The 21,886-nt window shown below is 66.6% G+C and carries 17 protein-coding genes; 15 read left to right on the top strand and 2 right to left on the bottom strand.

Features of this window, described 5'->3' with window-relative positions:
• Positions 1–7 precede the first annotated feature (7 nt).
• From tssH to tssA, 14 genes are read left to right on the top strand one after another with little or no spacing between them, the layout of a single operon-like run.
• Positions 8–2,704 (top strand): type VI secretion system ATPase TssH, encoded by a 2,697-nt coding sequence (gene tssH / locus IB258_RS14025; RefSeq protein ID WP_192352748.1) that lies wholly within the window; start codon positions 8–10, stop codon positions 2,702–2,704.
• A 4-nt stretch (positions 2,705–2,708) separates the two neighbouring features.
• A complete protein-coding gene (locus tag IB258_RS14020) occupies positions 2,709–4,583 on the top strand; it encodes a type VI secretion system Vgr family protein (protein ID WP_192352747.1) in 1,875 nt (624 codons plus the stop codon).
• Between the two features lie 8 nt (positions 4,584–4,591).
• On the top strand, positions 4,592–5,281 hold the full coding sequence (locus IB258_RS14015) for a toxin-antitoxin system YwqK family antitoxin (protein ID WP_119451865.1): 690 nt from the start codon (positions 4,592–4,594) through the stop codon (positions 5,279–5,281).
• Positions 5,282–5,283: 2 nt separating this feature from the next.
• Positions 5,284–5,670: a DUF4280 domain-containing protein gene (locus tag IB258_RS14010; protein WP_054451876.1), complete on the top strand. Its 387-nt coding sequence runs from the start codon at positions 5,284–5,286 to the stop codon at positions 5,668–5,670.
• 12 nt (positions 5,671–5,682) lie between these two features.
• Entirely contained in the window at positions 5,683–5,883 is a 201-nt protein-coding gene (locus IB258_RS14005) for a hypothetical protein (protein ID WP_119451867.1), read from the top strand.
• 45 nt (positions 5,884–5,928) lie between these two features.
• Complete coding sequence (locus IB258_RS14000; RefSeq protein ID WP_225588892.1) at positions 5,929–6,801, top strand: ABC transporter substrate-binding protein; 873 nt, start codon at positions 5,929–5,931, stop codon at positions 6,799–6,801.
• Positions 6,802–6,823: 22 nt separating this feature from the next.
• Positions 6,824–8,098 (top strand): dicarboxylate/amino acid:cation symporter, encoded by a 1,275-nt coding sequence (locus tag IB258_RS13995; protein WP_192352746.1) that lies wholly within the window; start codon positions 6,824–6,826, stop codon positions 8,096–8,098.
• A 9-nt stretch (positions 8,099–8,107) separates the two neighbouring features.
• On the top strand, positions 8,108–8,806 hold the full coding sequence (locus tag IB258_RS13990; protein ID WP_119451868.1) for an aspartate/glutamate racemase family protein: 699 nt from the start codon (positions 8,108–8,110) through the stop codon (positions 8,804–8,806).
• Positions 8,803–10,230 (top strand): dicarboxylate/amino acid:cation symporter, encoded by a 1,428-nt coding sequence (locus IB258_RS13985; protein WP_054451873.1) that lies wholly within the window; start codon positions 8,803–8,805, stop codon positions 10,228–10,230. The genes IB258_RS13990 and IB258_RS13985 overlap by 4 nt, the downstream gene beginning before the upstream one ends.
• 47 nt (positions 10,231–10,277) lie before the next feature.
• Positions 10,278–10,718 carry a hypothetical protein gene (locus IB258_RS13980; RefSeq protein WP_125472444.1) on the top strand — a complete coding sequence of 147 codons (441 nt, stop codon included), beginning with the start codon at positions 10,278–10,280 and terminating at the stop codon, positions 10,716–10,718.
• Between the two features lie 58 nt (positions 10,719–10,776).
• Positions 10,777–12,108, top strand: a complete 1,332-nt coding sequence (gene tssK / locus IB258_RS13975) for a type VI secretion system baseplate subunit TssK (protein ID WP_192352745.1) — start codon at positions 10,777–10,779, stop codon at positions 12,106–12,108.
• A 22-nt stretch (positions 12,109–12,130) separates the two neighbouring features.
• Complete coding sequence (locus tag IB258_RS13970) at positions 12,131–12,874, top strand: DotU family type IV/VI secretion system protein (RefSeq protein ID WP_054452301.1); 744 nt, start codon at positions 12,131–12,133, stop codon at positions 12,872–12,874.
• 42 nt (positions 12,875–12,916) lie between these two features.
• Positions 12,917–17,047, top strand: a complete 4,131-nt coding sequence (locus tag IB258_RS13965) for a type VI secretion system protein (RefSeq protein WP_192352744.1) — start codon at positions 12,917–12,919, stop codon at positions 17,045–17,047.
• Complete coding sequence (gene tssA / locus IB258_RS13960; RefSeq protein ID WP_225590379.1) at positions 17,044–18,198, top strand: type VI secretion system protein TssA; 1,155 nt, start codon at positions 17,044–17,046, stop codon at positions 18,196–18,198. The genes IB258_RS13965 and tssA overlap by 4 nt, the downstream gene beginning before the upstream one ends.
• A gap of 8 nt (positions 18,199–18,206) precedes the next feature.
• Here tssA and IB258_RS13955 read toward each other — a convergent pair whose 3' ends face one another.
• Entirely contained in the window at positions 18,207–18,851 is a 645-nt protein-coding gene (locus tag IB258_RS13955) for a response regulator transcription factor (protein ID WP_192352743.1), read from the bottom strand.
• 209 nt (positions 18,852–19,060) lie between these two features.
• Positions 19,061–21,424, bottom strand: a complete 2,364-nt coding sequence (locus IB258_RS13950) for a mechanosensitive ion channel domain-containing protein (protein ID WP_192352742.1) — start codon at positions 21,422–21,424, stop codon at positions 19,061–19,063.
• A 227-nt stretch (positions 21,425–21,651) separates the two neighbouring features.
• On the opposite strand from IB258_RS13950, the gene IB258_RS13945 reads away from it, so the two are divergent.
• Positions 21,652–21,885, top strand: a complete 234-nt coding sequence (locus IB258_RS13945) for a hypothetical protein (RefSeq protein ID WP_054451866.1) — start codon at positions 21,652–21,654, stop codon at positions 21,883–21,885.
• Position 21,886 lies beyond the last annotated feature (1 nt).

Here is a 21,886-nt window from a genome sequence, read left to right as displayed (position 1 = left end):
ATCCGGCATGGATATCGACATCCGCACGCTGCTGGCCCGGCTCAACCCGGTCTGCAAGCACGCGATGGAACTGGCGGCGCAGCAGTGCGTGCGCCAGACGCATTACAACGTGGATGTCGAGCACCTGCTGCTGACGTTGCTGGAAACCGCCGCTCCCGATCTGAAAGCGGTGCTGGATCATTACCAGATCCGGGCGGAAGACGTGTCGGCGCAATTGCAGCGCGCGCAGGAGCAATTCAAGCGGGGCAACGGCCGCACTCCGTCCTTGTCGCCGAATTTCCCTCCCATGTTCCAGGAGGCATGGCTGCTCAGTTCGATGCTGCTGGGGCAGCAGCAGATCCGGTCCGGCACCCTGCTGCTGGCGTTGCTGGAGGTCGACAGCCTGCGCGGATTGCTGCTGGAGTCGGCGCCGGGATTGCTGAACATCTCCCGGGCCGACTTGCGAGCGGCATTGCCGTCCATCCTGGCGGGCAGCGCGGAAGACGCTGGAACCTCGTCTCCCCCGTCCGGGCTGGGAGCCGCGGGCTTGCCCGCCGGCGGCGCGCCTGTCATGCCGACGCCGGGCGAGGGCGGGACGCGCCAATCGGCGCTGGAGCTGTATACGATCGACCTGACGGCCCTGGCGCGCGAAGGGGCGATCGACCCGGTGCGTGGCAGGGATGCGGAAATCCGGCAGTTGGTCGACGTGCTGCTGCGCCGCCGGCAGAACAATCCCATTCTTACGGGCGAGGCCGGCGTGGGCAAGACCGCCGTGGTCGAGGGCTTTGCGCAGCGCATCGTGCAAGGCGACGTGCCTCCGGCCTTGTGCAATGTATCGGTCCGCTCCCTGGACCTGGCGCTGCTGCAGGCCGGGGCGGGCGTGCGCGGCGAATTCGAGAACCGGCTGAAATCGGTGATCAGTGAAGTGAAGGCGTCGGCGACGCCGGTCATCCTGTTCATCGACGAGGCCCACCAGTTGATAGGCGCGGGCGGCAGCGAAGGGCAGGGCGACGCCGCCAATCTGCTCAAGCCGGCCTTGGCGCGCGGCGAATTGCGCACCATCGCCGCCACGACCTGGGCCGAATACAAGCGTTACGTCGAGCGGGATCCGGCGTTGGCAAGGCGCTTTCAGGTCGTCAAGGTGGAAGAACCCACCGAGGCGGCGGCCGTCGAAATGCTGCGCGGCATGGTGCAACGGCTGGAGGCCCATCATGGCGTCGAGATCCTGGATGCCGCGGTCAGGGACGCCGTGAAGCTGTCGCACCGCTATATCTCCGGCCGGCAGTTGCCGGACAAGGCGATCAGCGTGCTGGATACGGCTTGCGCCAGGGTGGCGATCGGCCAGAGCGCGGAGCCGGAAGAAATCGAGGCCCTTGGGCGCGCTATAGAGGCGGCCGAGAACCAGCTGCGCATACTGCGCCACGAGGCCGCCACGGGCACGGACCGTCATGACGCGATCGCGGCGACGCAGCGCCAGATAGAGGATCAACGCGAACAGCACCGCCGACTGGGAGAGAAGTTGGCAGCCGAACGCAGCGCGGTGGCTGAAATCCTGACTTGGCGTCGCCGTATCGCCGACCGCGTCGTGGCCGGCAGCGACAAGGCGGCGGACGAAGAGGACCTGGACGCGTTGACCGCCAATCTGACCCGCCTGGAAAAAGGCCTTGAGGCAGTGCAGAACGACGAGCCCATCGTGCCGGTGTGCGTGGACTCTTCGGTCGTGGCGAAAGTGATTTCCGGCTGGACCGGCATTCCGGTGGGCCGGATGCTGGCCGATGAGCTGCACACCGTGCTGTATCTGCAGGAGAAACTGTCCGGACGCATCGTGGGACAGGACGAAGCCCTGGACGCCATCGCCCGGCGCATCCGCACTTTCCGCGCGGACCTGGATGATCCTGGCAAACCGGTGGGCGTGTTCCTGCTGCTGGGTCCCAGCGGCGTCGGCAAGACCGAGACCGCGTGCGCGCTGGCCGATACCTTGTACGGCGGTGAGCGCAACATGATCACCATCAATATGTCGGAGTTCCAGGAAGCGCATAGCGTTTCCGGCCTGAAAGGCGCGCCGCCAGGATATGTGGGATACGGCCGCGGGGGCGTGCTGACCGAAGCGGTGCGGCGCCGTCCCTACAGCGTCGTGCTGTTGGACGAAATGGAGAAGGCGCATCCCGACGTGCTCGAGCTCTTTTTCCAGGTGTTCGACAAAGGGACCATGGAGGACGGCGAGGGCGTTTCCATCGACTTCAAGAACACCCTGATCCTGTTGACGTCGAATGCGTCGCAGGACGTCATCACCGATGCCTGCCGGGACGGGGCGCGGCCCTCCCCAGAGGCCCTGACCGAGCGTTTGCGCGCCCCGTTGTTGCGGCAGTTCAGCCCGGCGTTCCTGGGCCGCCTGGTGATGGTTCCCTACTACCCGTTGGGGGATAGCCAGATCAATGCCATTGTCAATCTGAAGCTGGAACGCCTGGCCCGGCGTTTCGCGCGCAACCACCACGCGAACCTGAGCTGGGACGACGCCGTGGCGCAATCGATCGCGGCGCGTTGCAAGGAAGTGGACAGCGGGGCGCGCAATGTGGACCATATCCTGACGCAGGCGGTGTTGCCGGAGCTGGCGCGCCAGGTGCTGGAACGCATTTCCGTGGCCGCGCCGTTCGGCGGCGTCCATCTGGGCCTGACGCCCGCGGGTGCGATCGATTTCCGATTCCGCGACGCGGAGACCGGATAAGCCCATGGCCGCCGATCAGACCCAAGCCCACTGGTTTGCCTCGGTATCCACGCCGTTCGGCAAGGACGTCCTGTTGCTGGAATCCTTCAGCGGGCGCGAGGCGATGTCGGAGCTGTTCCGGTTCGATCTCAGGATGAGGTCGGCCAACAAGGCGCTGGATGCGAGAGCGATCGTCGGCAAGGCCGTCACGGTGACATTGCAGCGCCCGCGTCAGCGGCCTCGGCACTTCAACGGAATCGTCACGCGCTTCGTGCACCTGGGCGCGGACCGCGGGCATGCCTACTACCTGGCAGAACTGCAGCCGCGCCTGTGGCTGCTGACGCTGGGGCGGGACCGTGCCATACACCAGAACAAGACCGCGTTGGACATCGTCAAGGAAACGCTGGGACGCTACGAGGTGGCATTCGAGACCCGGCTGGGAGCGGGCGCCTATCCGCGGCGTCCCTATTGCGTGCAGTACGACGAAAGCCCATTCGACTTTATTTCCCGCCTGATGGAAGAAGAGGGAATCTTCTATTTCTTCGACGGCGCCGATGGCAGGCATACGCTGGTGCTGGCCGACAGCCCCGCCGCGCATTCCGTGAATGCGCATGCCGCCCGCCTGCAGTGCGCGCTGGACAAGGACGATGGGGCGGACCCGGACCGCGTGCATGCGTTCGAGATGGCGCACGGCATCGTGGCGCCGGGGCATGTGCTGGCGGACTATGACTATCTCACGGCGAGCACTTCCCTTGCCGCATCGCGCAAGCCGGCGCTGTTGCCCGACGCCCGGCACTATGTCTATCCCGGCAAGTACGCCGACGCCGCGGACGGCGACCGCAAGGCCGCCATCAGGCTGGCCGCGCAACAGGCCGACGGGCAGGTGGGCAGCGGCGTCAGCGGATGCCATGGCCTGTCGGCCGGTTCCCGCTTTGAACTGGCCGGTCACCCGGACAGCGCTCTGAACGTGTCCTACGTTCTGCGGGCCGTCACGCACGACGCGACCCAGGAGGGATACCGGAACCGCTTTGACGTGCTGCCGGAGGCCGTGCCGTTCCGTCCCAGGCCTGTGACGCCCCGACCCATGGTCACCGGGACGCATACCGCCCAGGTGGTAGGGCTGGCGGGTGAAGAGATATGGACCGACGCGCATGGGCGGGTGAAGCTGAAGTTCCATTGGGATGACGGCCCCGCGCGCGACCAGGACAGCTCCTGCTGGGTACGGGTATCGCAGAGTGTGGCGGGGCAGGGGTGGGGGCATTGGTTCCTGCCCCGAGTCGGCCAGGAGGTGGTGGTGAGTTACGTCGACGGCGACCCCGACCGGCCGCTGGTGACGGGTACGGTCTACAACAAGCAGCAGACCTTGCCCGTGCAGCTGCCGGCGGAGCAGACGCAGAGCGTCATGCGGTCGCGCTCGTCCAAGCGGGGCGTGGCGGGCAATGAGATCCGCATGGAGGACAAACTCGATGCGGAAGAACTGTACTTGCATGCGCAGAAGGACATGCGGGTCGTCATCGAGGACGCGCTTGAGACGGAGGTTGGCGGTAATGAAAGCCGCATCGTCAAGCGGGGAGACCGCCGCATCGAGGTACAGAAGGGTAAGGAATCGCATGTGGTGCAGGGTGCGCGCAGCGTCGAGGTCCATGGCGAGGAAACGCACGCCAACGGGGCGGCATTTACTCAGGACGTGGCCGGCAATTACACGCTGAAAGTCAGCGGCAATCTTGTCATCGACGTCACAGGCTCCATCAGCATCAAAAGCGCGTCGACGCTGACCGCGCAAGCCGCAACCACGCTGAGCAACAAGGCGCTGACGATCGAACACAAGGCGACGGCGACGCAGACCGTCGATGGCGGCGGCCTGCTGGCGCTCAAGGGCGGCCTGGTCAAGATCAACTGAGGCGCGCCATGCATAGCTCCGATACCTCCTTGCCCGAGATCCAGATCATGGAAGAGCTGGACGAGGCCGGCCGCCTCTCGGCGCGCAGTTCCTGGCAGGCCGGCGTGGCGCAAGGCCCGATGACGCGATATGGCGCTGACGGAGAAGTGTTGCTGCAGGCGGAGTTCCGGCAGGGCCGCCTGTCCGGCTCGCTGCGGATACACGACGAATTTGGCGCGTTGCTGCGTGTAGCGTCTTACGCCGAGGGCAGGTTGCATGGCGAAGCGCTGTCCTATCGCGATGGCAAGCTGGCGTCGCGCCAGCAGTATGAGCTCGGGCTATTGCACGGACCTTGCGTGGCATATGCGCAGTCGGGCCTGGAGACGTTGCGGCAGACCTACCTGATGGGCAGGCTCGATGGCATGGCCGAATACCTGCAAGATGGTGTCGTGGTCCGCCGCGAAAGCTATCGCCTGGGCCTCCTGGATGGCGAAACGCGTGACTACGCTGCGGACGGCACGCTGTTGGCAGCGTCTCCGTACCGCGCGGGGGTATTGCACGGCATCGCCCGCCGTTACGCGCCTGATGGCGCTGCGCTGGCCGAGCGCCGTTACGTGAATGGTGCGCCGGAGCAGCCTTGGCGCCGCTTGGAGCCGGCAGACTCCGAACCGTCATCTCCCACTTTCGGCGCGCGCCTGGAAAAGTGGATCAGAGGATAGCCATGGCCCTGCAAGTGACCACGGGTTCGGCCCTGATGTGCAGCTTTGGCGCGGCGCCGTCCGTGCTGAATGTAATGCCTGCGGGCGTGCTGGCGGGGGCGTTGCCCGCTGCCACGATCATGGACCATGCGCCAGTCGCCAATGTGGCGCCTTTCGGCATGTGCAGTTGCCTGGGCAATCCGGCGGTTGCCGCGGCCACCGCCGCGGCCTTGGGCGCCTTGACGCCCATGCCCTGCATGCCCGCTACGCCCGGCCCCTGGCTGCCCGGTTCACCCACCGTGCTGATCGGCGGCAAGCCCGCCTTGCAGGACGCGTCGATGCTGCTCTGCACCTGGGGCGGACTGATCCGGATCACGGCGCCCGCGCAGGTCACGACTTTGGTTCCCTGAGGATGTGAACGCATGTCTTACGTATTCTCCCTGACTCCCCGCATGTTGACCGTCACGCTGGCCTGCGCCGTCCTGCTCTGCGTACTGCTGTTCCTGCTGGGCTTCCAGATCGGAGCCCGCCTGTCGGAACCGCCAGCCGCGCCGCCGGGTATCGCCGCCGCCGCGCCCGCCACGGTAGAGGCCGCGGCGCCCAAGGCGGACCGCCATGACTGAGTTCCCCGCTTCTTCCTTTTGGCTACTGACAGGCCGGAGCCTTGCATGTTGCACCTATTGAAAACCCTGTTCCGGTCCGTTCGTCTCGCCGTGCTGGCGACGTTCTTCTGCGCGGCATCGGCCATGTCCTGGGGCGCGGCCGCTCAGGCGCAGACCGGCGTGGTGCGGATGGACAACGGCGCCCTGCTGGCGCCTGAGTTTGCCCGGATCATCAACCGGGGGGAACTGGTGGTCGCATTGCTGGGCGTGGACCAGCCGCCGTTCTTCGAAGAACGGAATGGAAAGCTGAGTGGCTTTGACGTGGATTTCGCGCGGGAGATCGCGCAGAAGCTGGGAGTGCGGGTGCGCTTCAACCGCCAGGCCCAGACGTTCGACGGCGTGGTGACCCTGCTGGCCGAAGGCCAGGCGGACCTTGCCATCAGCAAGCTGTCGCGCACGCTATCGCGGGCGCGGGTCGTCAGCTTCAGCGCGCCATACCTGTCGCTCAAGCGCGCCCTGCTGCTCAACCGCGTCAAGTTCGCGCAACTGGCGCGGGGCCGCTCGGTGCCGGAGGTGATACGCGCCTATACCGGCACGATCGGCGTGGTGGCCAAATCCTCTTATGCCGATTACGTGACGGCCAACTTTCCGCAGGCCGATGTGCGGCAATACCCCACCTGGCAGGCCGTGCTGGCCGCGCTGGACAGCGGAGAGGTCACAGCCGCCTATCGTGACGAATTCGAGGTCAAGCGCGTGCTGAAGATCGATCCCACGGCTTCGCTGCGGTTGCGGGTCGTGACGCTGCAGGATCTGGAGGACACGCTCGGCATGGCCGTCAATGCGTCGGATCAAGCGCTGCTGGGCTTTATCAACCTGTACCTGGCGGACCGCAGCGAGCGGTTCGACGTCAACGTGGTCTTGCAGGCCACCAATCACTGAGGCAGGCGCAAGCTGGACCATCATGACTCTGAAACGACTCTACGCGATCGTCCTCAATCCCTGGCTGGTGCTGGGCAGCCTGGTGCTGGGCGGCCTCGCCGGGCTTTACCTGCCGGCATTTTCCCGCAGCCTGTCGCTGATCGGCGAGGTGTACGTCGATTTCCTGAAGATGACGACCTTGCCGTTCATGATCTCGGCGGTGATATTCAGCCTGCAGCGCCTGTTTCGCGACGGCGGCGCATCGCGTCTTTTTCTGCGCGTGCTGGCGGTCTTCGCCGGCACCGCCGCGCTGGTGGCCTTGGTCGGGGCGGCCGTGCTGCTCATCCTGAACCCCGGCGCCGACCTGTCCAGCGCGACATTGCAGGCATTCGGCCTCATCGTCGGCAGCGATTCCGCCTCCAGCGTCACTGTGATGAATCTGTACGGCGCCGATGTGCCCGCCAAGACGTTGACCCTGGCCGACCTGCTCGGCAGCCTGGTGCCGACCAATATCTTCGCCGCGCTGGCCAGCGGCGACGCCTTGAAGTCGCTGGTGTTCGCGTTGCTGTTCGGGATCGCGGTGGGCTATGTGCCTGAGCGCATTTCGGTAGGCTTGAGCCAGGTGCTCGAGACCGTGTATTGCGCTTGCCAGAAGCTGATGCACTGGCTCAGCCTGCCCCTGCCTCTGATCCTGTTCTGCATGAGCGCCTCGCAGATGGCCAAGTCTGGCATCGAGCCGCTGCAGGCGATGACACAGTTCGTTCTGGCCTTTTTTGCGGTGGCCGTGCTGCTGTTGTCGCTGGCGGTGGTGGTCATCTGGAAGCGTTCGAACCAGCCGCTGTCCGTGACGCTGGAAGCCCTGCGCGCGCCGTTCGCGCTGGCGCTGGCGACGCGCAACAGCGCGGCCTGCATGCCTAGCATGATCGAAAGCCTGGCCGACAAGCTCGGATTCGCCCGGGCTCGGGTGGAGCTGCTTGTGCCTTTGGCCGTGTCGTTGCTGCGGGTCGGGCCGATGGTCTATTACGTCTGCGCGACGCTGTTCATTGTGCAGCTGTATGGACGCCCGCTGGGCGTGGGCGAGGTGGCCACGGTGTTGCTGGTGTCGGTGCTGGCCGGCTTTGCGTCGGCCGGCATGACGGGCTTGGTGACCGTGTCGCTCATCGGGATCACCTGCGCCTATCTGGGATTGCCGTTCGAGGCCGCCTTCATTCTCTTCCTGGCCATCGATCCGCTATGCGACATGTTGCGCACCCTGATCCTGGTGATCGGCAACTCGGCGGCGGTGTCTGTCATTTGCCCGCGGCCGCTGCGGGTATAGGAGGCCGCGATGACGATGATCGGAGTGCTTGGGGGCATGGGGCCATTGGCGACGGTCGACTTCATGGGACGCATTGTTCGCCTGACACAGGGCGCGCGCGACCAGGATCATCTGCCCATGGTGGTGGCGAACCTGCCGCATACGCCAGACCGTTCTTCCGCGATCCTGGGGGATGGCCTGGATCCGTTGCCGGCGTTGTACGCGGGCGTGGACCTGCTCAATCGCAGCGGCGTCGGATTGCTGGTGGTGCCGTGCAATTCGGCACACCACTGGTACCAGCAAATGCAGCGGCGCAGCGCGGCGCCCATGCTGCATATCGGCGAGGTTTGCGCCGACGCCGTGCCGCAAGGTGGCAAGGTCGCGGTGCTGGCCACGCGCGGCACGCTGGTGTCGGGCTTCTACCAGGCGAGCCTGCGCGAACGAGGTATCGATTTCCTGGTGCCGGGCGCCGTGGAGCAGGCGCGGATCACCGCCTGCATCGCGCAGGTAAAGGCGGGAGACCTGGCGGCGGCTGCGAGCCTGCTGGAACTGGCGTTGCGGCAGCTCGAAGCCGGCGGGGCGACGGCGGCCGTGATGGGGTGCACCGAGATTCCGCTGGCTGCGGGGGCGATCGCGCACGCGCCCATGCCGCTGATCGACAGCACGCAGGAGTTGGCGGCGGCAACTGTCCGCTATGCGTTGACGCGCGGTTGGAACGTGTCCGCATGAGCGCCTTGAACCGCCTCTCCGGCAGCACCGTATTGCTGGCCTTCTGCATGGCGACCGGGGCGTTGGCGGGCGTCATGGCGCAGCCGTTGGGGCACGCCGCCTACCTGGTCGGCAAGCTCTACCTGGTGGTGGTGAACATGGCCGCCATGCCCTTGCTGGTGGTGGCGATCTTCTTCGGTTTGCGCCAGGTGCTGGATATGCCGCGCCCGGGCAGGCGGATTGCGCTGACCGCGGCCCTGGCGGTGGCGCTGGTGGGCGCGTGCGCCGTGAGCGGCACCCTGCTGGGCGCGGCCGTCATGCCGGGCAAGCACCTGAGCCCGCAGGAACATGCCCAGCTGGGCGAGCTGGTCTGGAGCGAGGGCAATGCGCTGTCCGAGAACAGCGTCAGCCTGATGGAATCGCCGGATGCCGGCGCGGCAATGGGCGATGGCGCATCGCGGCGGGAGAGCGTGATGCGTGGGCTGCTGCCCGACAACTTCTTTCGCGTGCTGGCGCAGGGGAACACGCTGGGAATTCTCGTGGCGACGCTGCTGTTCGGGTTGGCCTTCGCTTCGTTGTCGCGCGAGCGTACCGCGTTGCTCGATGGAATCTTTGAAAGCTCGTACCGGGCGTTGGGGATCATCATCGACCGGGCAAATCTGCTGATTCCGGTCCTGGCGTTTGGCGCCAGCGCGTATCTGACGTCGAACGCGCAGGCGGCCACGCTGGGCGCCATGGGCGGCTTCCTGTTGTGCTTCATGTTGTCGGCGATCGTGCTGTCGATCGCGGCGATGGCCGTCATATCGGCCCGCGCAGGCCTGCCGTTCCTGTCCGTGTTGGCGGAGATGAAAGGACCGCTGCTGGTCGGGCTGGCCTCCGGCAGCGCGACAGCGCCAGTTCCGCACGCCATCGAAGTCATGAGCGCGCGCCTGGGATTCAGCCGCGGCGTGGCTGAGCTTGCCTTGCCCTTCGGTGCGGTATTCCTGAGGGGCGGGGCGGCGCTGTATTTCGCGCTGGTGACGCTATTCGTCGCGAATCTTTACGGCAGGCCTTTGGGCGGCGCGGAGCTTGTGCTGGTGGCGGCCGGGTCGATGGCGGCGGCCTTCGTGTCGGCAGGACATGGCGGAGCGGCGAACGTGGCGTTCGCGGGCTTGACGCTGGGGCTGCTCGAGCTGCCGGTGGAAGCTGCAGGCGTGTTGTTCGTGGCCATTGACCTGTTGTGCGACGGATTGCGGACGGTGCTCAGCCTGCTATGCGTGTGCGTGGTCGTGGCCTGGGTGTCGGACGGCCTTTCGTCCGAGCGGGCGGCCGGGCGCGACGGGACGGCGGGGCGCGCTCCTTTGCAACTGGCCTTTTCCGGCATGCAGCTGATGCTGATGGGAAGTTGCATGGTGCTGGCGGGATTGCTGATCGTATTGTTGGGTATCGGGTTGGGAGCCAGGTGATGAGAGCGACGGGGTGGGCATGGCGCGCTGCGCGAGGCGGGGTATTGATGCTGATGGCGGCCCTGACGGGATGTTCCGCGTTGGGGTTGGACTATTTCAAGGGCGAAAAGCCGGCGTGGAAGCAGGTGGTGGTATCCGCGGCCACGGACGCGAATGGCGATAGTCCGGTGGCGGTCGACCTGGTGCTGGTCAGGGACGAAACCCTCTTGGCGCGCTTTGCCGAACTGACGGCAGCCAAGTGGTTCGCCGGGAAGGACGACCTGCTCAACACCTATCCGCAGGGGTTGCGCTATGAAGGTTGGGAGGTGGTTCCGGGCCAGCATCTGAGCGTACCCGGAGACAAACTCGAAGGCCCGCGCGTGGCGGGGGCATTCGTGTTTGCGCGCTATGCGGCGCCGGGCGCTCATCGGGCGCGGGTGGACGCGTTCAGCGGCCGGCTGCTGATCCGCCTGGAGAACAAGGGATTTACCGTGACGGCGGGCCAATGATGAATAGGTTTCGATTCTTGCCCGGCGCGCCCGGTGCGCATGCCAGGAGGGCCGCCGCATGACCCGCCTTCAAACTGTGGTGACGGATGCCGTGGAATGGCATGAAGGCATGCTGCTGGCGCCCCAGCACTTCCAGTTGCTGGCCTCGCGCGTCGACACGCTGGTGGCGTGGCAGATGCTGGCGGCGGCGCCCTTCAGCTGGGGCGTGCGCCGGCTGGTGCTGGACAGCGGACTGTTGCCCGCGGGCATCGTGCGGGTTCTGGAGCTGGAAGCGATCATGCCGGACGGCACTGCCATTGCCTATGCCGCGCGAACGGACACGGCGGAAAGACTGGAACTGGCGCTGGATTCCCATGCGGCGCAATTGGCCGACGGTCCGATCGACTTTTACGTGACCTTGCCCGTCGCGACCCTGGCCCGACGCGAAGGGCAAGTCCGCCGATTCCGTTCCGTGGCCGGGGCGCCGGTAGAGGACCAGGTGTCCGACGCCCCTGCGGCGGATATCTCGCGCCTGCTGCCCAACCTGGCGTTGTCCGCCGGGGACGTGCCTGCCGCGCAGTTCGTGGCGCTGCGCCTGGGATCGCTCTACAAGGACAATGAGGTCGTCAGGGTTGGCGAACGCCTGCCGCCGCTGCTGGAAGTGCAACACGACAACCCGCTCTGGGTCGCGGCCTCGGCGTTGCTGGGCCAGTTGCGCGGCAAGGCTGCCTTCATCGCCCGGCAGACGGCCAATCCATCGTCCCGGGTGGATGACCGGCTGACCCAATTGGAGCTCAGGGACAGGCTGCGCAGCCTGCTCGCAGGCTTGCCTATGGCCGAGGCCGTCCTGCGCACGCCGCATCTGCACCCCTGGACCTTGTATCTGGCGCTGGCGTCCCTGGCGGGATCGCTATGCCTGCTCAAGCCTGGCGCGATATCGCCGCCGCCACCCGACTACGACCATGCGGATCCGCTTTCCGTCTTTACGCCCATGCTGCGCTTTCTGCGGGAAGCAAGCTCCGAGATCAACGAGGATTTCCGCCAGTACAAGTTCGACTTCGACCACGGCGCCTTCGCGCTGAAGCTGCGCCCGGAATGGATAGGGGAGCGGCTCGTGATCGGCGTGCGGGGCCAATCGGACCGCGACCTGCTGGCGTGGATGGCAGGGGCGGTCATCGGGTCCCAGCCTGTCTATCCATCGTTGCGCAGCCGTCGCGTGCTGGGGGCTGTACGGCGCAATGTCGAGTACGCCGAAGAACTGGGCCTGCGTTCGGGCTCGGGATACCTGTTGTTCGAGATCCAGGCCGCCTCGGGCCTGGTGCAGGGCGATGAGCCATTGCTGATCGCCAATTCCAACGAGGGCGAAAGTGCGCAGCGGCCCCAGGAAATGCTGTTGTTCGTGAAGGGCTGAGGGAAGGGAGATCATGGCGAATCTGACACGCAATCGGCCCGATGGGGACGAAGACGACCTGGTGACCAGCCAGTTCCGCGGGTTTCTGGACGAACTGGAGAGAGTGCGGATGCGGGTGTCGGCAGGCGAGGCGCCATCGGCCGAGGCTGCGGCGCAGGAGCTCAGCCGGCACATGCTGAGCCTGCTTGAGATCCAGACATTGCAGGCACGCCGTGACAGCACCCGGTTCGACGCCGAGAACCTGGCCGACGCGCGCTACCTGAAGGCGGTCCTGGCCGATGAGATCCTGTTGAATGCCGAGTGGGCGGGCCGTGACCGCTGGACCGCCTATCTGCTCGAATCCAACTTGTTCCGCACCAACGTGGCGGGCGATCTGGTTTTCCAGCGCATCGAGCAATTGTTGTCGGGGCGCGAGCCATCGCGCCGCAGCATCGCCCGCCTGTACCTGTTTGCGCTGGCGGTGGGGTTTCAGGGCCGCTATCGCGGTGCGGATGCGGCGCAACGGCTGCGCGGCTATCGCGAGGAATTGTACGAATTCGTCTATCAGCGGCGGGCGGACCTGGGAGGCCGGGACCGGGTCCTGGCGCCGGCGGCGTACTCCAACATCCTGTCGCACGTCGCGCCGCGCAAGCTGCCGACGGTCAGCCGATGGACCTTCATCTTTCTGCTGGGCATGGCGTCGCTGCTGGCCGTGTCGGAGATCGCCTGGCTTTGGCAGTCATGGCCGGTGCGTCAGGCGCTGCACGCCGATGTTGCCCGGGACTGACGCCATGCAGATCATCCGTGACGTGATCCAGGGAGCCTTGCCATGCTGACGAGCAATCTGTTCCTGTTGTCGGTCGTCGTGCTGACCCTGGTTGTGTTTGCCGTGCTGGGCATAGTCCTGTACTTCGCCAGGCATGGCGCCCATAAGAAACCCGAGCAGGACCGCAAGGTCGTGCGGCTGCGCTCCGATTCCTTGCGCAATGCCTTCCGCCAGGCGGTCGAGCTGATCGAGGCCAACATCGCCGCGCGCGGCGAACGCTACCGCATACCGTGGATCATGGTGCTCAACGAGGGGGACGGCAGCGGCGGACTGCCGATAGCCCAGGCGGGTGTACCCAGCGTGCTGGGCTCGGAAGCCGCGGGGCCGACGTCGACGCAGGGGATTTCATGGAATTTCTTCGACCGCGGCATTGTCATTGATATCAAGGCGGCCTATCTGGACGCGCCGGGGCAGGACAGCAACGAAAAGCCCTGGGACGAATTCCTGGGTTTGTGCCGGAATTATCGTCCGCAGCGGCCCTTTGATTCGGTGGTGATCACGGTGCCTGCTGGCATGCTGCTGACCGCCGACACGGACTCCCAGCTGGAACTTGCCCGGCGGGCCAAGCTGGCGCATCGGCGGCTGTGGTTGGCGCAGAACCGGTTCGCCATGCGGTTTGCCGTTTATGTGGTGGTGACGGACTGCGAAGCCCTGGAGGGCTTCAGCGAGTTCGCGGGAGCTTTGCCGGAACCGCTGCGGGCCAGCATGCTGGGCTGGTCTTCCCCCTACGACCTGTCCACCACATATCAATCGGATTGGGTGGAGACGGCGATGCGCTCCATCACTGGCGCCGTGTCGGACGCCAGCGCGGAACTGTTCGCGGTCGACGCGGGCGTCGCGGACGCGCGCGGCTTCCTGCTGCTGCCGGCGCGCATCCAGGCTATGCAGGCGCAGCTGCAGCTATACGTGGACGAGCTGTTGCGGCCCAGCGCTTATCACGAGCCTTTTTTCTTTCGCGGCATTTATCTGACCGGAGACAGCGGAGAGCTGGCGGCGCGCACGATCGGGCGGCAAGCCGAGTCGGGGCCGCGAGTGGATGCCGGTGACGCCGAACCGTACCTGGGCGACGGCCGTGAGGCCGCGAATCCGGCGCTGGCGGACCTGTTGCGCCAACCGGCCTTCCTGCGGGACCTTTTCGAACGCAAGATCTTCCAGGAGTACGGACTGACCCGGCCTTCGCGCTCGCAACATCTGACCCGGCCCGTGCTGCACCGGGCGGTACGTTGGGGCGGCATCGCCTTGCTCGGGGTGTGGGGCGGGGGATTGATCATCGCCACGGTAGAACTGGGACGGCACAACGCGCCTCTGGTCGCAGCGCTGGAAGATACCCGGCGCGATGCGCGCGAGCGCGCCGTGGCGTTGCAACAGGGCCAGGAGCTGCCGGCGGAATGGTACCGGCGGCGCGCCCTGGCCTTGCTGACGCTGGATCAGGGGCTGCAGGTGGATTCCGGGTGGGCCGTCTTCATGCCGGGATCCTGGTCGCGCATCGACGATCTGACTCCCCGCGTGCGTGCACGCTTTGCCCGAGAGTTCGGCGAAATTGCCGTGACGGCTATCCAGCGTGAGCTGGCCGCGCGCGCGTCGCAGCTGACGGGGGTAGGACTGGACCCGGTGAGCGGCTTGCTGGCGTCGGACGGCATATGCGCTCCGTCCGCCAGTCTGGAGGGCGATGAAAGCAGCGCCGGCAGTCTGAGCATCGATGAACAGCCCGAACTGCGAGCATTGCAACGGTACGTGGCGGGCGCCGACCAGTTCGATGCGGCGCTGCGGGCTTTTCAGCATCTGCGCCAGCCGGGCGGCGGCAACGCCGACGCGCTGCGGCAGGTGGTCCGCTACGCGCTAGGCGCCGATCTGCAAGGCGATCTGGGTAACGTGCTTCCGTACTTCAGCCGCGGCCACGATCGAAACGTGCTCTACGGCATGACGCCGACGGCAGAGCAGGGCTTGGCCAGCTTGCAGCAGGCATTCGGCTGCGCGTTCGAGAAGGCGTCGGCGCAGCTGAACCGGCGCCTGTTTGCGAATAATCCGCTGCTGCTCACGGAGCGCGCCGTGGCGCAGTCCACGCGCCAGATCACGGACGCCGCCATGAACGCGGAAGACGCGGCGCAGGTGAGCGGCAGCTATCGCAGGCTGGTTACCGCGATCACCGCTCAACAGGATCTGCTGGCGGCCGGCAAGGGAGGATGGATGCGTCAGGCCGCGTTCACGCCAGGCGCCGCCTATGACCGCGCGATGGCTCGCGCTGCCCAGAACCGTCTGCTGGGGCCGGAGGCCGCAGCGGCGGCGCGCGAGCGCGACCGCGCGGACTTCGAGGGATTCAAGAGCGAAAGAGCACTGCGTCTGGACGGGCCGGACAGCGGCCTGCTGTGGCAGGACAAGGAGGCGCGCTATGTGTTGTCTCCTTCCCGGTTGGCGTTGCGCGACGCGTTCGCGGGTCTGCTGGCGCAGCCTTTCATGGCCCCGCCACGCGACCTGCAGCCGCCCGTTCTGGACGGCGGCGCGGTCATCGTCTGGAACCGCGTGCAGCTGGATCAGGCCCTGGCGTTGGGCGAGGTGCGCAAGCGCTTTCTCGCGGACGGGATGAAGAGCGTGCCGCCCACCTTGTCACCGGTGGTGGAACGGACGCTGGACGTGCAGTTCGGCAGGCTGGTGTTCGACCAGACCATGGCAGCGGCCACGCCGGCGCAGGCCGATGCGGGAGAAGACAGCGCTGCTTTCACGGCGGCGCGCAATCGCTTGCTGCGGATCCGCGCCTTGTTGGCCGAGTTGGGCGCGACGCGGCAGTCGGACACGCTGGATGCCCTGGTGTCCCGCGACGCGATGGAGCATTTGCGCCAGGTGGATCGGCGCCTGCAGCGTTCGGAGCTGTACGCGACCCGGTTCGATGCGGAAGCCGCCGCGCCGGCCGTGCGCACTTCCGTGCTGGCGATGTTCGGCGTCGCTGACGCCGCCGGCCTCGGACCCTATCTGGACCATCAGTCGGCGCGCGCCCTGACCTTGGGCGCCGAGGCCGGGGTGTACCTGGCGGCGCTGGATCCCATCAGCGCGGCCTCGCCGCTGGCTCAACGGTGGCGCGCCATCAATCAGGATCTGGAGCGGTATCGGTTGCGCAATCCAAACAGCAGCTTGCTGCGCCTGGAACAGTTCGTGCAGGCAGTGGCGGACCCGGCTTCGGGCGGCTGCAGGGCGCGCCCCGCGGGTCCGCCGCCGGCCGGCGGCGACGATTACTTCGGCGCCGTGTATGCACGTCTGTACAGCGCGCTGGAGGGACGTTGCAATCAACGGTATGTGTCCGACCTGCGCCAGCAGTGGGAGGATTTCTCCGCGACCTTCAACGTGCTGGTGGCGGGCCGCGCGCCGTTCAATGCGGGCGCGGTGGGTGCGGTTGCGCGGTATGCCAGCGTGGGAGCCATTGCCGCACAAGGCTCCGCGGGGCTGGCGTCGGCGGATTACGGGCAACTTGGCCAGACCTTGAAGCGTTATGACGGAGTGGCCGGAACATACCGGGATGCGGACGGCGAAGCCAGGGGCGCGACTCCATCCGGATCGGTCATGAGGTTCATCGACAATTTCGCGCAGGTCCGCGCCCTGTTCGCGCCCTTGTACCCGTCCGAGGATGCCGGGGTGGCCGGCTATGACCTGAATGTGGAGTTCCGGGCCAACCGCAGTGATGAATTGGCCGCCAACCAATTGATCGACTGGACGCTGAACATAGGGGGGCAGAGCCTGGCTCTGGGCGACGCGTCCAGGACCCTGCACTGGAATTACGGCACGCCGGTCACGCTGACGCTGCGGTTCGCCAAGGATTCGCCGCTGATCGCGATGGCGGACCCGCGGCAGCCCGCCCTGACGACCGACGGGCGAATCCTGACGTGGCAATTCAGCGATCCTTGGGCCTTGATCTCCATGATGCAGCGCCACCAGGCCGCCGACGCCGGGCCACGCGGAGCAGGCCCGCTGCTGCGCTTCGATTTTCCATTGGGAATGGCCAACGCGGCTGGAATGGCGCGGGTGCCGGACCTGGAAGAGGGGCGGGTGTTCCTGCGCATCGCCCTGATGCCGGCAGGCAGGAAGACGCCGCTGCAATGGCCGAACAGTTTTCCGGCGCGCGCGCCGGAATGGAGCGCGCAATGAGCAAGCACGAAGCAATGCCGCTGGAGGGGGCGGTACTGGAAGCCCTGCTGGCGCCGTTGCCGCTGGAAGGCGGCGCGGGTGCCGCGCTGCGCTATGCACCCGTGTACCAGCAGATCCAGGATGCGCGCCGGCATGACGACGCCAGTCTGCCGATGGGCGACTGGGACCGTCCGTTGCAAAAAGCGGATTGGCCGCTGGTAGCCGCGTTGTGCCAGGAGGCTCTGGCAACGCAGGGCAAGGACCTGCAGGTGGCGGCATGGCTATGCGAAGCCTGGACGCGCTTGCATGGCCTGGAAGGCCTGGCGGCGGGGATCCGTGTGCTGGACGGCCTGCTGCAGCGTTATTGGGAAACCGCCTGGCCGCGGATGGAAGACGAGGACGCGGCCGACGCGCGTTGTGCGCCGTTCATCTGGCTGGACACCACCCTGTCGCTGGCCTGCACGCTGCATCTGCCGTTGCTGCGCGCCGAAGACAGGGAGCCGCCCGAGATCAATCTCTATGATTGGGAGCGCGCCTGCAATACGTCCCGTGCGATTTCCGGCATCGAAACGGATGCGGAATCTGAATCTGAACCTGCCGAGCCTGCGCTCAGCCGGGATGCCTTGATGCCGTATGCGGCGCTACCGGCCAACCGTGCGGGACTTCAGTCCATGGTGAGGTTCGTCGACGCGGCCGCAGCTGCATGGGAAGGGCTGGAACGCAGATTGGACGAACGGCTGGGGCGCGACGCGCCGGGGCTGCGGCGTACTCCCGATGTATTGGCCCGGCTGGCGCGCGTGGCCGGCGGCCTGCTGGCCGAACACAGCATCCGGTCAGGGGGAAAGGGCGAAACCATCGCCGGCGATGCCAGGAAAGCGCCGGCGCTGACAATGCCCGGCCGGGCGCATGCGGATCAGGAGGCCGCGGCCATTCATGATCCTGTGGACGCCGGTGTCGTGGCGTCGTTGGGTCCGCTGACCAATCGCGCGCAAGCCTACCGCCAGCTATCGCGCATCGCCGATTACCTGGCGGCGATCGAACCGCACAGCCCCACGCCCTACCTGTTGCGAAAGGCAGTGGCCTGGGGCGGCATGTCATTGGCGGACCTGATGCAGGAAGTCGCGCAGGAAGAGGGGGGAATGGCGCGGTACCTGTCGCTGTTGAACGAATAGCGGAACGGTTACTTGGGTTTGCCCAGCAAGCCGCCCCGGCGCGCCAATAGTGTGGCCTGCGTGCGGTTTTGCACGCCGAGCGCAGACAGGATGGCGGTGATGTGAGTTTTGACCGTTTTCTCGGCCACGTCCAGTTGCAGCGCAATCTCGCGGTTGCCTATGCCGGCGCATATCAGGCGCAGCACGTCGCTTTGCCTGGGAGTCAATTCGCTGAGCAAGGCAATTTCATCGGTCATGGCCGCGCACGGTATGGCCGCGGCGGTGGGCGGCTGCGCGCCTGTTCCTTGCGGCGATTGCATTTCCTCCAGCGCTGCGAGCAGCATCTGGCTGCTTGCGGACTTGTGCAGGAAGCCGCGCGCGCCTGCCATCAGCGCGCGGTCGCGGTCGTTCTGGTCTTCGGAGGCGGACATCACCAGGATGCGTATGCCGGGGCGCAATTGGCGCAGGCGCTTGAGCAGCGCGCTGCCGCCGATGTCCGGCAGGTAGTAATCCATGATCACGCAACTGATATCCGCACGGGCTGCAAGCATCGCGATGGCCTCGTTGCCGTTCGATGCCAGGCAGATTTCAAGGGAGGGCGCCAGCCGTGCAATGGTCAGTTGCAGACCCTCGCGAAACATTGCGTGGTCGTCGACCATCAGCACAGCCGTCATGGGAATCTCCGGGTAGGGTGGCCAGCTGCCGGCGGGGGCGGTGCTGGCTCCGGAGCGCCGCGGAGCACCCTGCGCAGGGCAATTCGGCGATGACATAATTTGTTAAGAAATTATCAAAATATGACGTCGCGGTCAATGCGTAAGCGCGCCCGCGACAAGGGGCGGACGCCCCTTGCCTGGCCGGGCCCATGGATGCTCTTGGCGTATGGCTACGTGCGCGGCGCTTCGCCTTCCTCGCGCGCCTCCAGCTCGTTGCCCAGCACCTCGGCCGAGTCCTCGCCACGCGGCGCGGGTTCCAGCGGGCGCCGGGTGTGGCCGGCGGCGCGGGCGTCCTCGCCTTCGTCGGGCCGCTCGGCTTGCACGAAGACATTCGCCGGCGGCGCATAGCCCCGCTTGTCCTGGCCGAAGTACACCACGGTGTGCGGGTAGGGCAGTTCGATGCCGGCGGCGTCGAAGTGCTTCTTCAGCAGGCGGTTGTAGCCGCGCTGCACGGCCCACTGCATGCCCGGCGTGGTCTTGATCAGGATCCGGATGGTCACGCCCTTCTCGTTGACCGCGGTGACCCCGGCGACCGTGATGTCTTCCAGGATCTCGGGCCCAAGCACCGTGTCGGTCATCAGCTCGGCGAAGGCCGCGCGCAGATGCACGATGGCGTCGTCCACGCTCTCGCGATGCGCGATGGTGTATTCGCCCAGGTGGTACGAGAAGTCCCGCATGTGGTTGGCGACGACGTCCACGGACGAGAACGGCACCAGATGGTAGCCCCCGTCCAGCGTGCGGATGCCCACCGAGCGTATCGTCATCTTCTCCACCGTGCCGAATACGCCCGCGACCTGCACCACGTCGTTCTCGTTCATGCCGTTTTCAAGCTGGATGAAGACGCCCGTGATGATGTCCTGGACCAGCTTCTGCGCGCCGAAACCGATGGCCAGGCCGACCACGCCGGCGCCGGCGATCAGCGGTCCGACGTCGATGCCGATCTGCGACAGCAGCACCATCAACGTCATCGTCACGATGACGATCAGCGCCGCGTTGCGGAACAGCGCCAGCAGGGTGCGCTCGCGCGCGCTGGGCATGCCGCGACCTTCGCTCTGGCTGAGGCGATGCTCGATGATGCTGGCGATCACGGTCCAGGCCAGCGCCGCGATCAGCAGCACGATGACGATGTTCACCGTCATCCGGATGGCGGCGCCGCCGGCATCCGAGGCCAGCCAGCGCGACAGGTCGAAAGCGCGCCACGCGTCCAGGACCAGCAGCACCAGCACGATGCGAATGATCAGGCCGACCAGCTTCAAGGTGGCGGGCACATAGGCGTTGACGCGCGCCTCCAGCAGCGGCAGGCGCTTGCGCAGGTCGTCCGGCAGTCTGATGGGTTTGGCCAGCACGGTGTTCAGCAGCAGGATCAGCAGGCTGCCCACGCCGATGACCAGCAGGGTCTGCGCGGTGGCGCGGGCCATGAAGGGCAGGGCGTTGGTCGGGTCTACCTGGCTGACGACCAGCAGGATGGTGAAGTAGCCTATGCCCAGCACATGCCACACGCGCGCCAGAATGTGCAGCCGCGAGCCCATGAACGTCGTCGCGCTGGCGGCGCGCCGGTCGAGGTGCCCGCGCACGGTCTGGCGGTTGCGCCAGATGACGCGCACCGCATACACGTACACGGCCAGCATGATCAGCAGGTTGGCCAGCCGCCCCAGCGCGGGCGACAGCGAGGCCGAGACCACGGGATCGATCAGCAGCGTGCCGTAGCCGGCCGCGGTGGCGATGCGCAGCAGCCACGCATTCCAGTACCTGGCGTTGTCATCCGTCATGGGCAAGAGGCGCAGGTGCGGATGCTTGACGGCGAACACCGTGCGGACCAGCACCTTGACGATTTCCACCGAGACGAAGGCGCGCAGGAATACCGCGGCCAGCGTGTCCAGCGTGCCGCGGCCAGGCGTGCTCCACAGGGCTGCGGCGCCGCCTGCCATGGCGGCAAGCACCACCACGCCGGCATCGATGGCCAGCGCGCCCACGATGGCTCCGGCGCGCCGGTACAGCACCCGCATGGAGGCAGGCGCGCCGCGTTTGGGCGGCGCTTCGGGAGCGTGGCGCTGTTCGGCGACCCAGCGGTCGATGCGTCCGTAGACGTACATGGCGATCATCCGCAGCAGGATGAAGGCGAGGATGGTGGCGGCCGCGGCCAGGGCGAGAGGCTTCAGGGCATGGCCCGCGGCGTCGCCGTCCATGCGCAGGCTGCTGCCCGAGGCCAGTGCGCGCATGTCTTCCACGCCCTGCCCCATGTCGGTCGCAAGGCCGGTCAGGAAGCGCTGGACGTTGTCGGCCATGCGTTCCTGCAACCCGGGTTCGGCGGGCTGCGCGGACGCAGGGGCCGCGCCTGCGGGACGGGAAGCGGCAGGCTTTGCGCCGGTGGCCTGCGCGCGCAACTCATCCACCAGCGCCTTGCGCGCTTCGGGATTCTCCAGCAAGTCCGCCAGGGCCGCCGGAGTCAGCGCCGAGGAAGACGCCGCCGCGGCTTGCGGCTGTAGCAGCCCCGCGGCCTGGGCTTGCCAGGAAAGGGCAAGGCAACACAGCATTGTCGCCAGCAGGGCCGCCAGCCAGGGCCTGGGCCGTCGGCGCCGCCGCAATGGGGCTGCCAGGACGGCAGGCGGGAAATGAACCGATGCTGTCGTTGCGGATCTAACCACTAGTGAATCTCCTGTGCGATCTGGGCAAAAAATTGGGGGCGAAGTCGTGCCGCGCTTAAGAAATCCGGCGCGTCGCCGTTAGTGCAGATGGCTCAACTCTGGTCTGGAGCTTTTTCATGACCTCCAAATTTGTCCTCCCTGCGTTGGGACTCTTGCTTGCAGGCAGCATCGGGCTGGCGGCCCAGCAGGCAAAGTCCGCGCCGCTTGCGCCGATGCTCGTGCGCTTCACGGTTCCCAGCCTCTGCACGGTCAGCCAGGGACCGGCTCGTCCCGCGGTGCGATGTTCCCAGGGAACTCCCTGGCATGCGCAGCGGGCGGGGGGCGACCAATACTGGACAGTGGTGTTCTGAC

The organism is Achromobacter sp. ACM02, from assembly GCF_014851605.1.
GTDB classification, from domain to species: domain Bacteria; phylum Pseudomonadota; class Gammaproteobacteria; order Burkholderiales; family Burkholderiaceae_B; genus Achromobacter; species Achromobacter aegrifaciens.
Note: the sequence above shows the minus strand (reverse complement) of the source record. Positions and strands in the feature narration are given on the sequence as shown.

Bases quoted from the DNA above. Each gene is read 5' to 3' on its own strand.
- tssH (WP_192352748.1), top strand. From the start codon at position 8: ATGGATATCGACATCCGCACGCTGCTGGCCCGGCTCAACCCGGTCTGC.
- IB258_RS14020 (WP_192352747.1), top strand. From the start codon at position 2,709: ATGGCCGCCGATCAGACCCAAGCCCACTGGTTTGCCTCGGTATCCACG.
- IB258_RS14015 (WP_119451865.1), top strand. From the start codon at position 4,592: ATGCATAGCTCCGATACCTCCTTGCCCGAGATCCAGATCATGGAAGAG.
- IB258_RS14010 (WP_054451876.1), top strand. From the start codon at position 5,284: ATGGCCCTGCAAGTGACCACGGGTTCGGCCCTGATGTGCAGCTTTGGC.
- IB258_RS14005 (WP_119451867.1), top strand. From the start codon at position 5,683: ATGTCTTACGTATTCTCCCTGACTCCCCGCATGTTGACCGTCACGCTG.
- IB258_RS14000 (WP_225588892.1), top strand. From the start codon at position 5,929: ATGTTGCACCTATTGAAAACCCTGTTCCGGTCCGTTCGTCTCGCCGTG.
- IB258_RS13995 (WP_192352746.1), top strand. From the start codon at position 6,824: ATGACTCTGAAACGACTCTACGCGATCGTCCTCAATCCCTGGCTGGTG.
- IB258_RS13990 (WP_119451868.1), top strand. From the start codon at position 8,108: ATGACGATGATCGGAGTGCTTGGGGGCATGGGGCCATTGGCGACGGTC.
- IB258_RS13985 (WP_054451873.1), top strand. From the start codon at position 8,803: ATGAGCGCCTTGAACCGCCTCTCCGGCAGCACCGTATTGCTGGCCTTC.
- IB258_RS13980 (WP_125472444.1), top strand. From the start codon at position 10,278: ATGCTGATGGCGGCCCTGACGGGATGTTCCGCGTTGGGGTTGGACTAT.
- tssK (WP_192352745.1), top strand. From the start codon at position 10,777: ATGACCCGCCTTCAAACTGTGGTGACGGATGCCGTGGAATGGCATGAA.
- IB258_RS13965 (WP_192352744.1), top strand. From the start codon at position 12,917: ATGCTGACGAGCAATCTGTTCCTGTTGTCGGTCGTCGTGCTGACCCTG.
- tssA (WP_225590379.1), top strand. From the start codon at position 17,044: ATGAGCAAGCACGAAGCAATGCCGCTGGAGGGGGCGGTACTGGAAGCC.
- IB258_RS13955 (WP_192352743.1), bottom strand. From the start codon at position 18,851: ATGACGGCTGTGCTGATGGTCGACGACCACGCAATGTTTCGCGAGGGT.
- IB258_RS13950 (WP_192352742.1), bottom strand. From the start codon at position 21,424: ATGCTGTGTTGCCTTGCCCTTTCCTGGCAAGCCCAGGCCGCGGGGCTG.
- IB258_RS13945 (WP_054451866.1), top strand. From the start codon at position 21,652: ATGACCTCCAAATTTGTCCTCCCTGCGTTGGGACTCTTGCTTGCAGGC.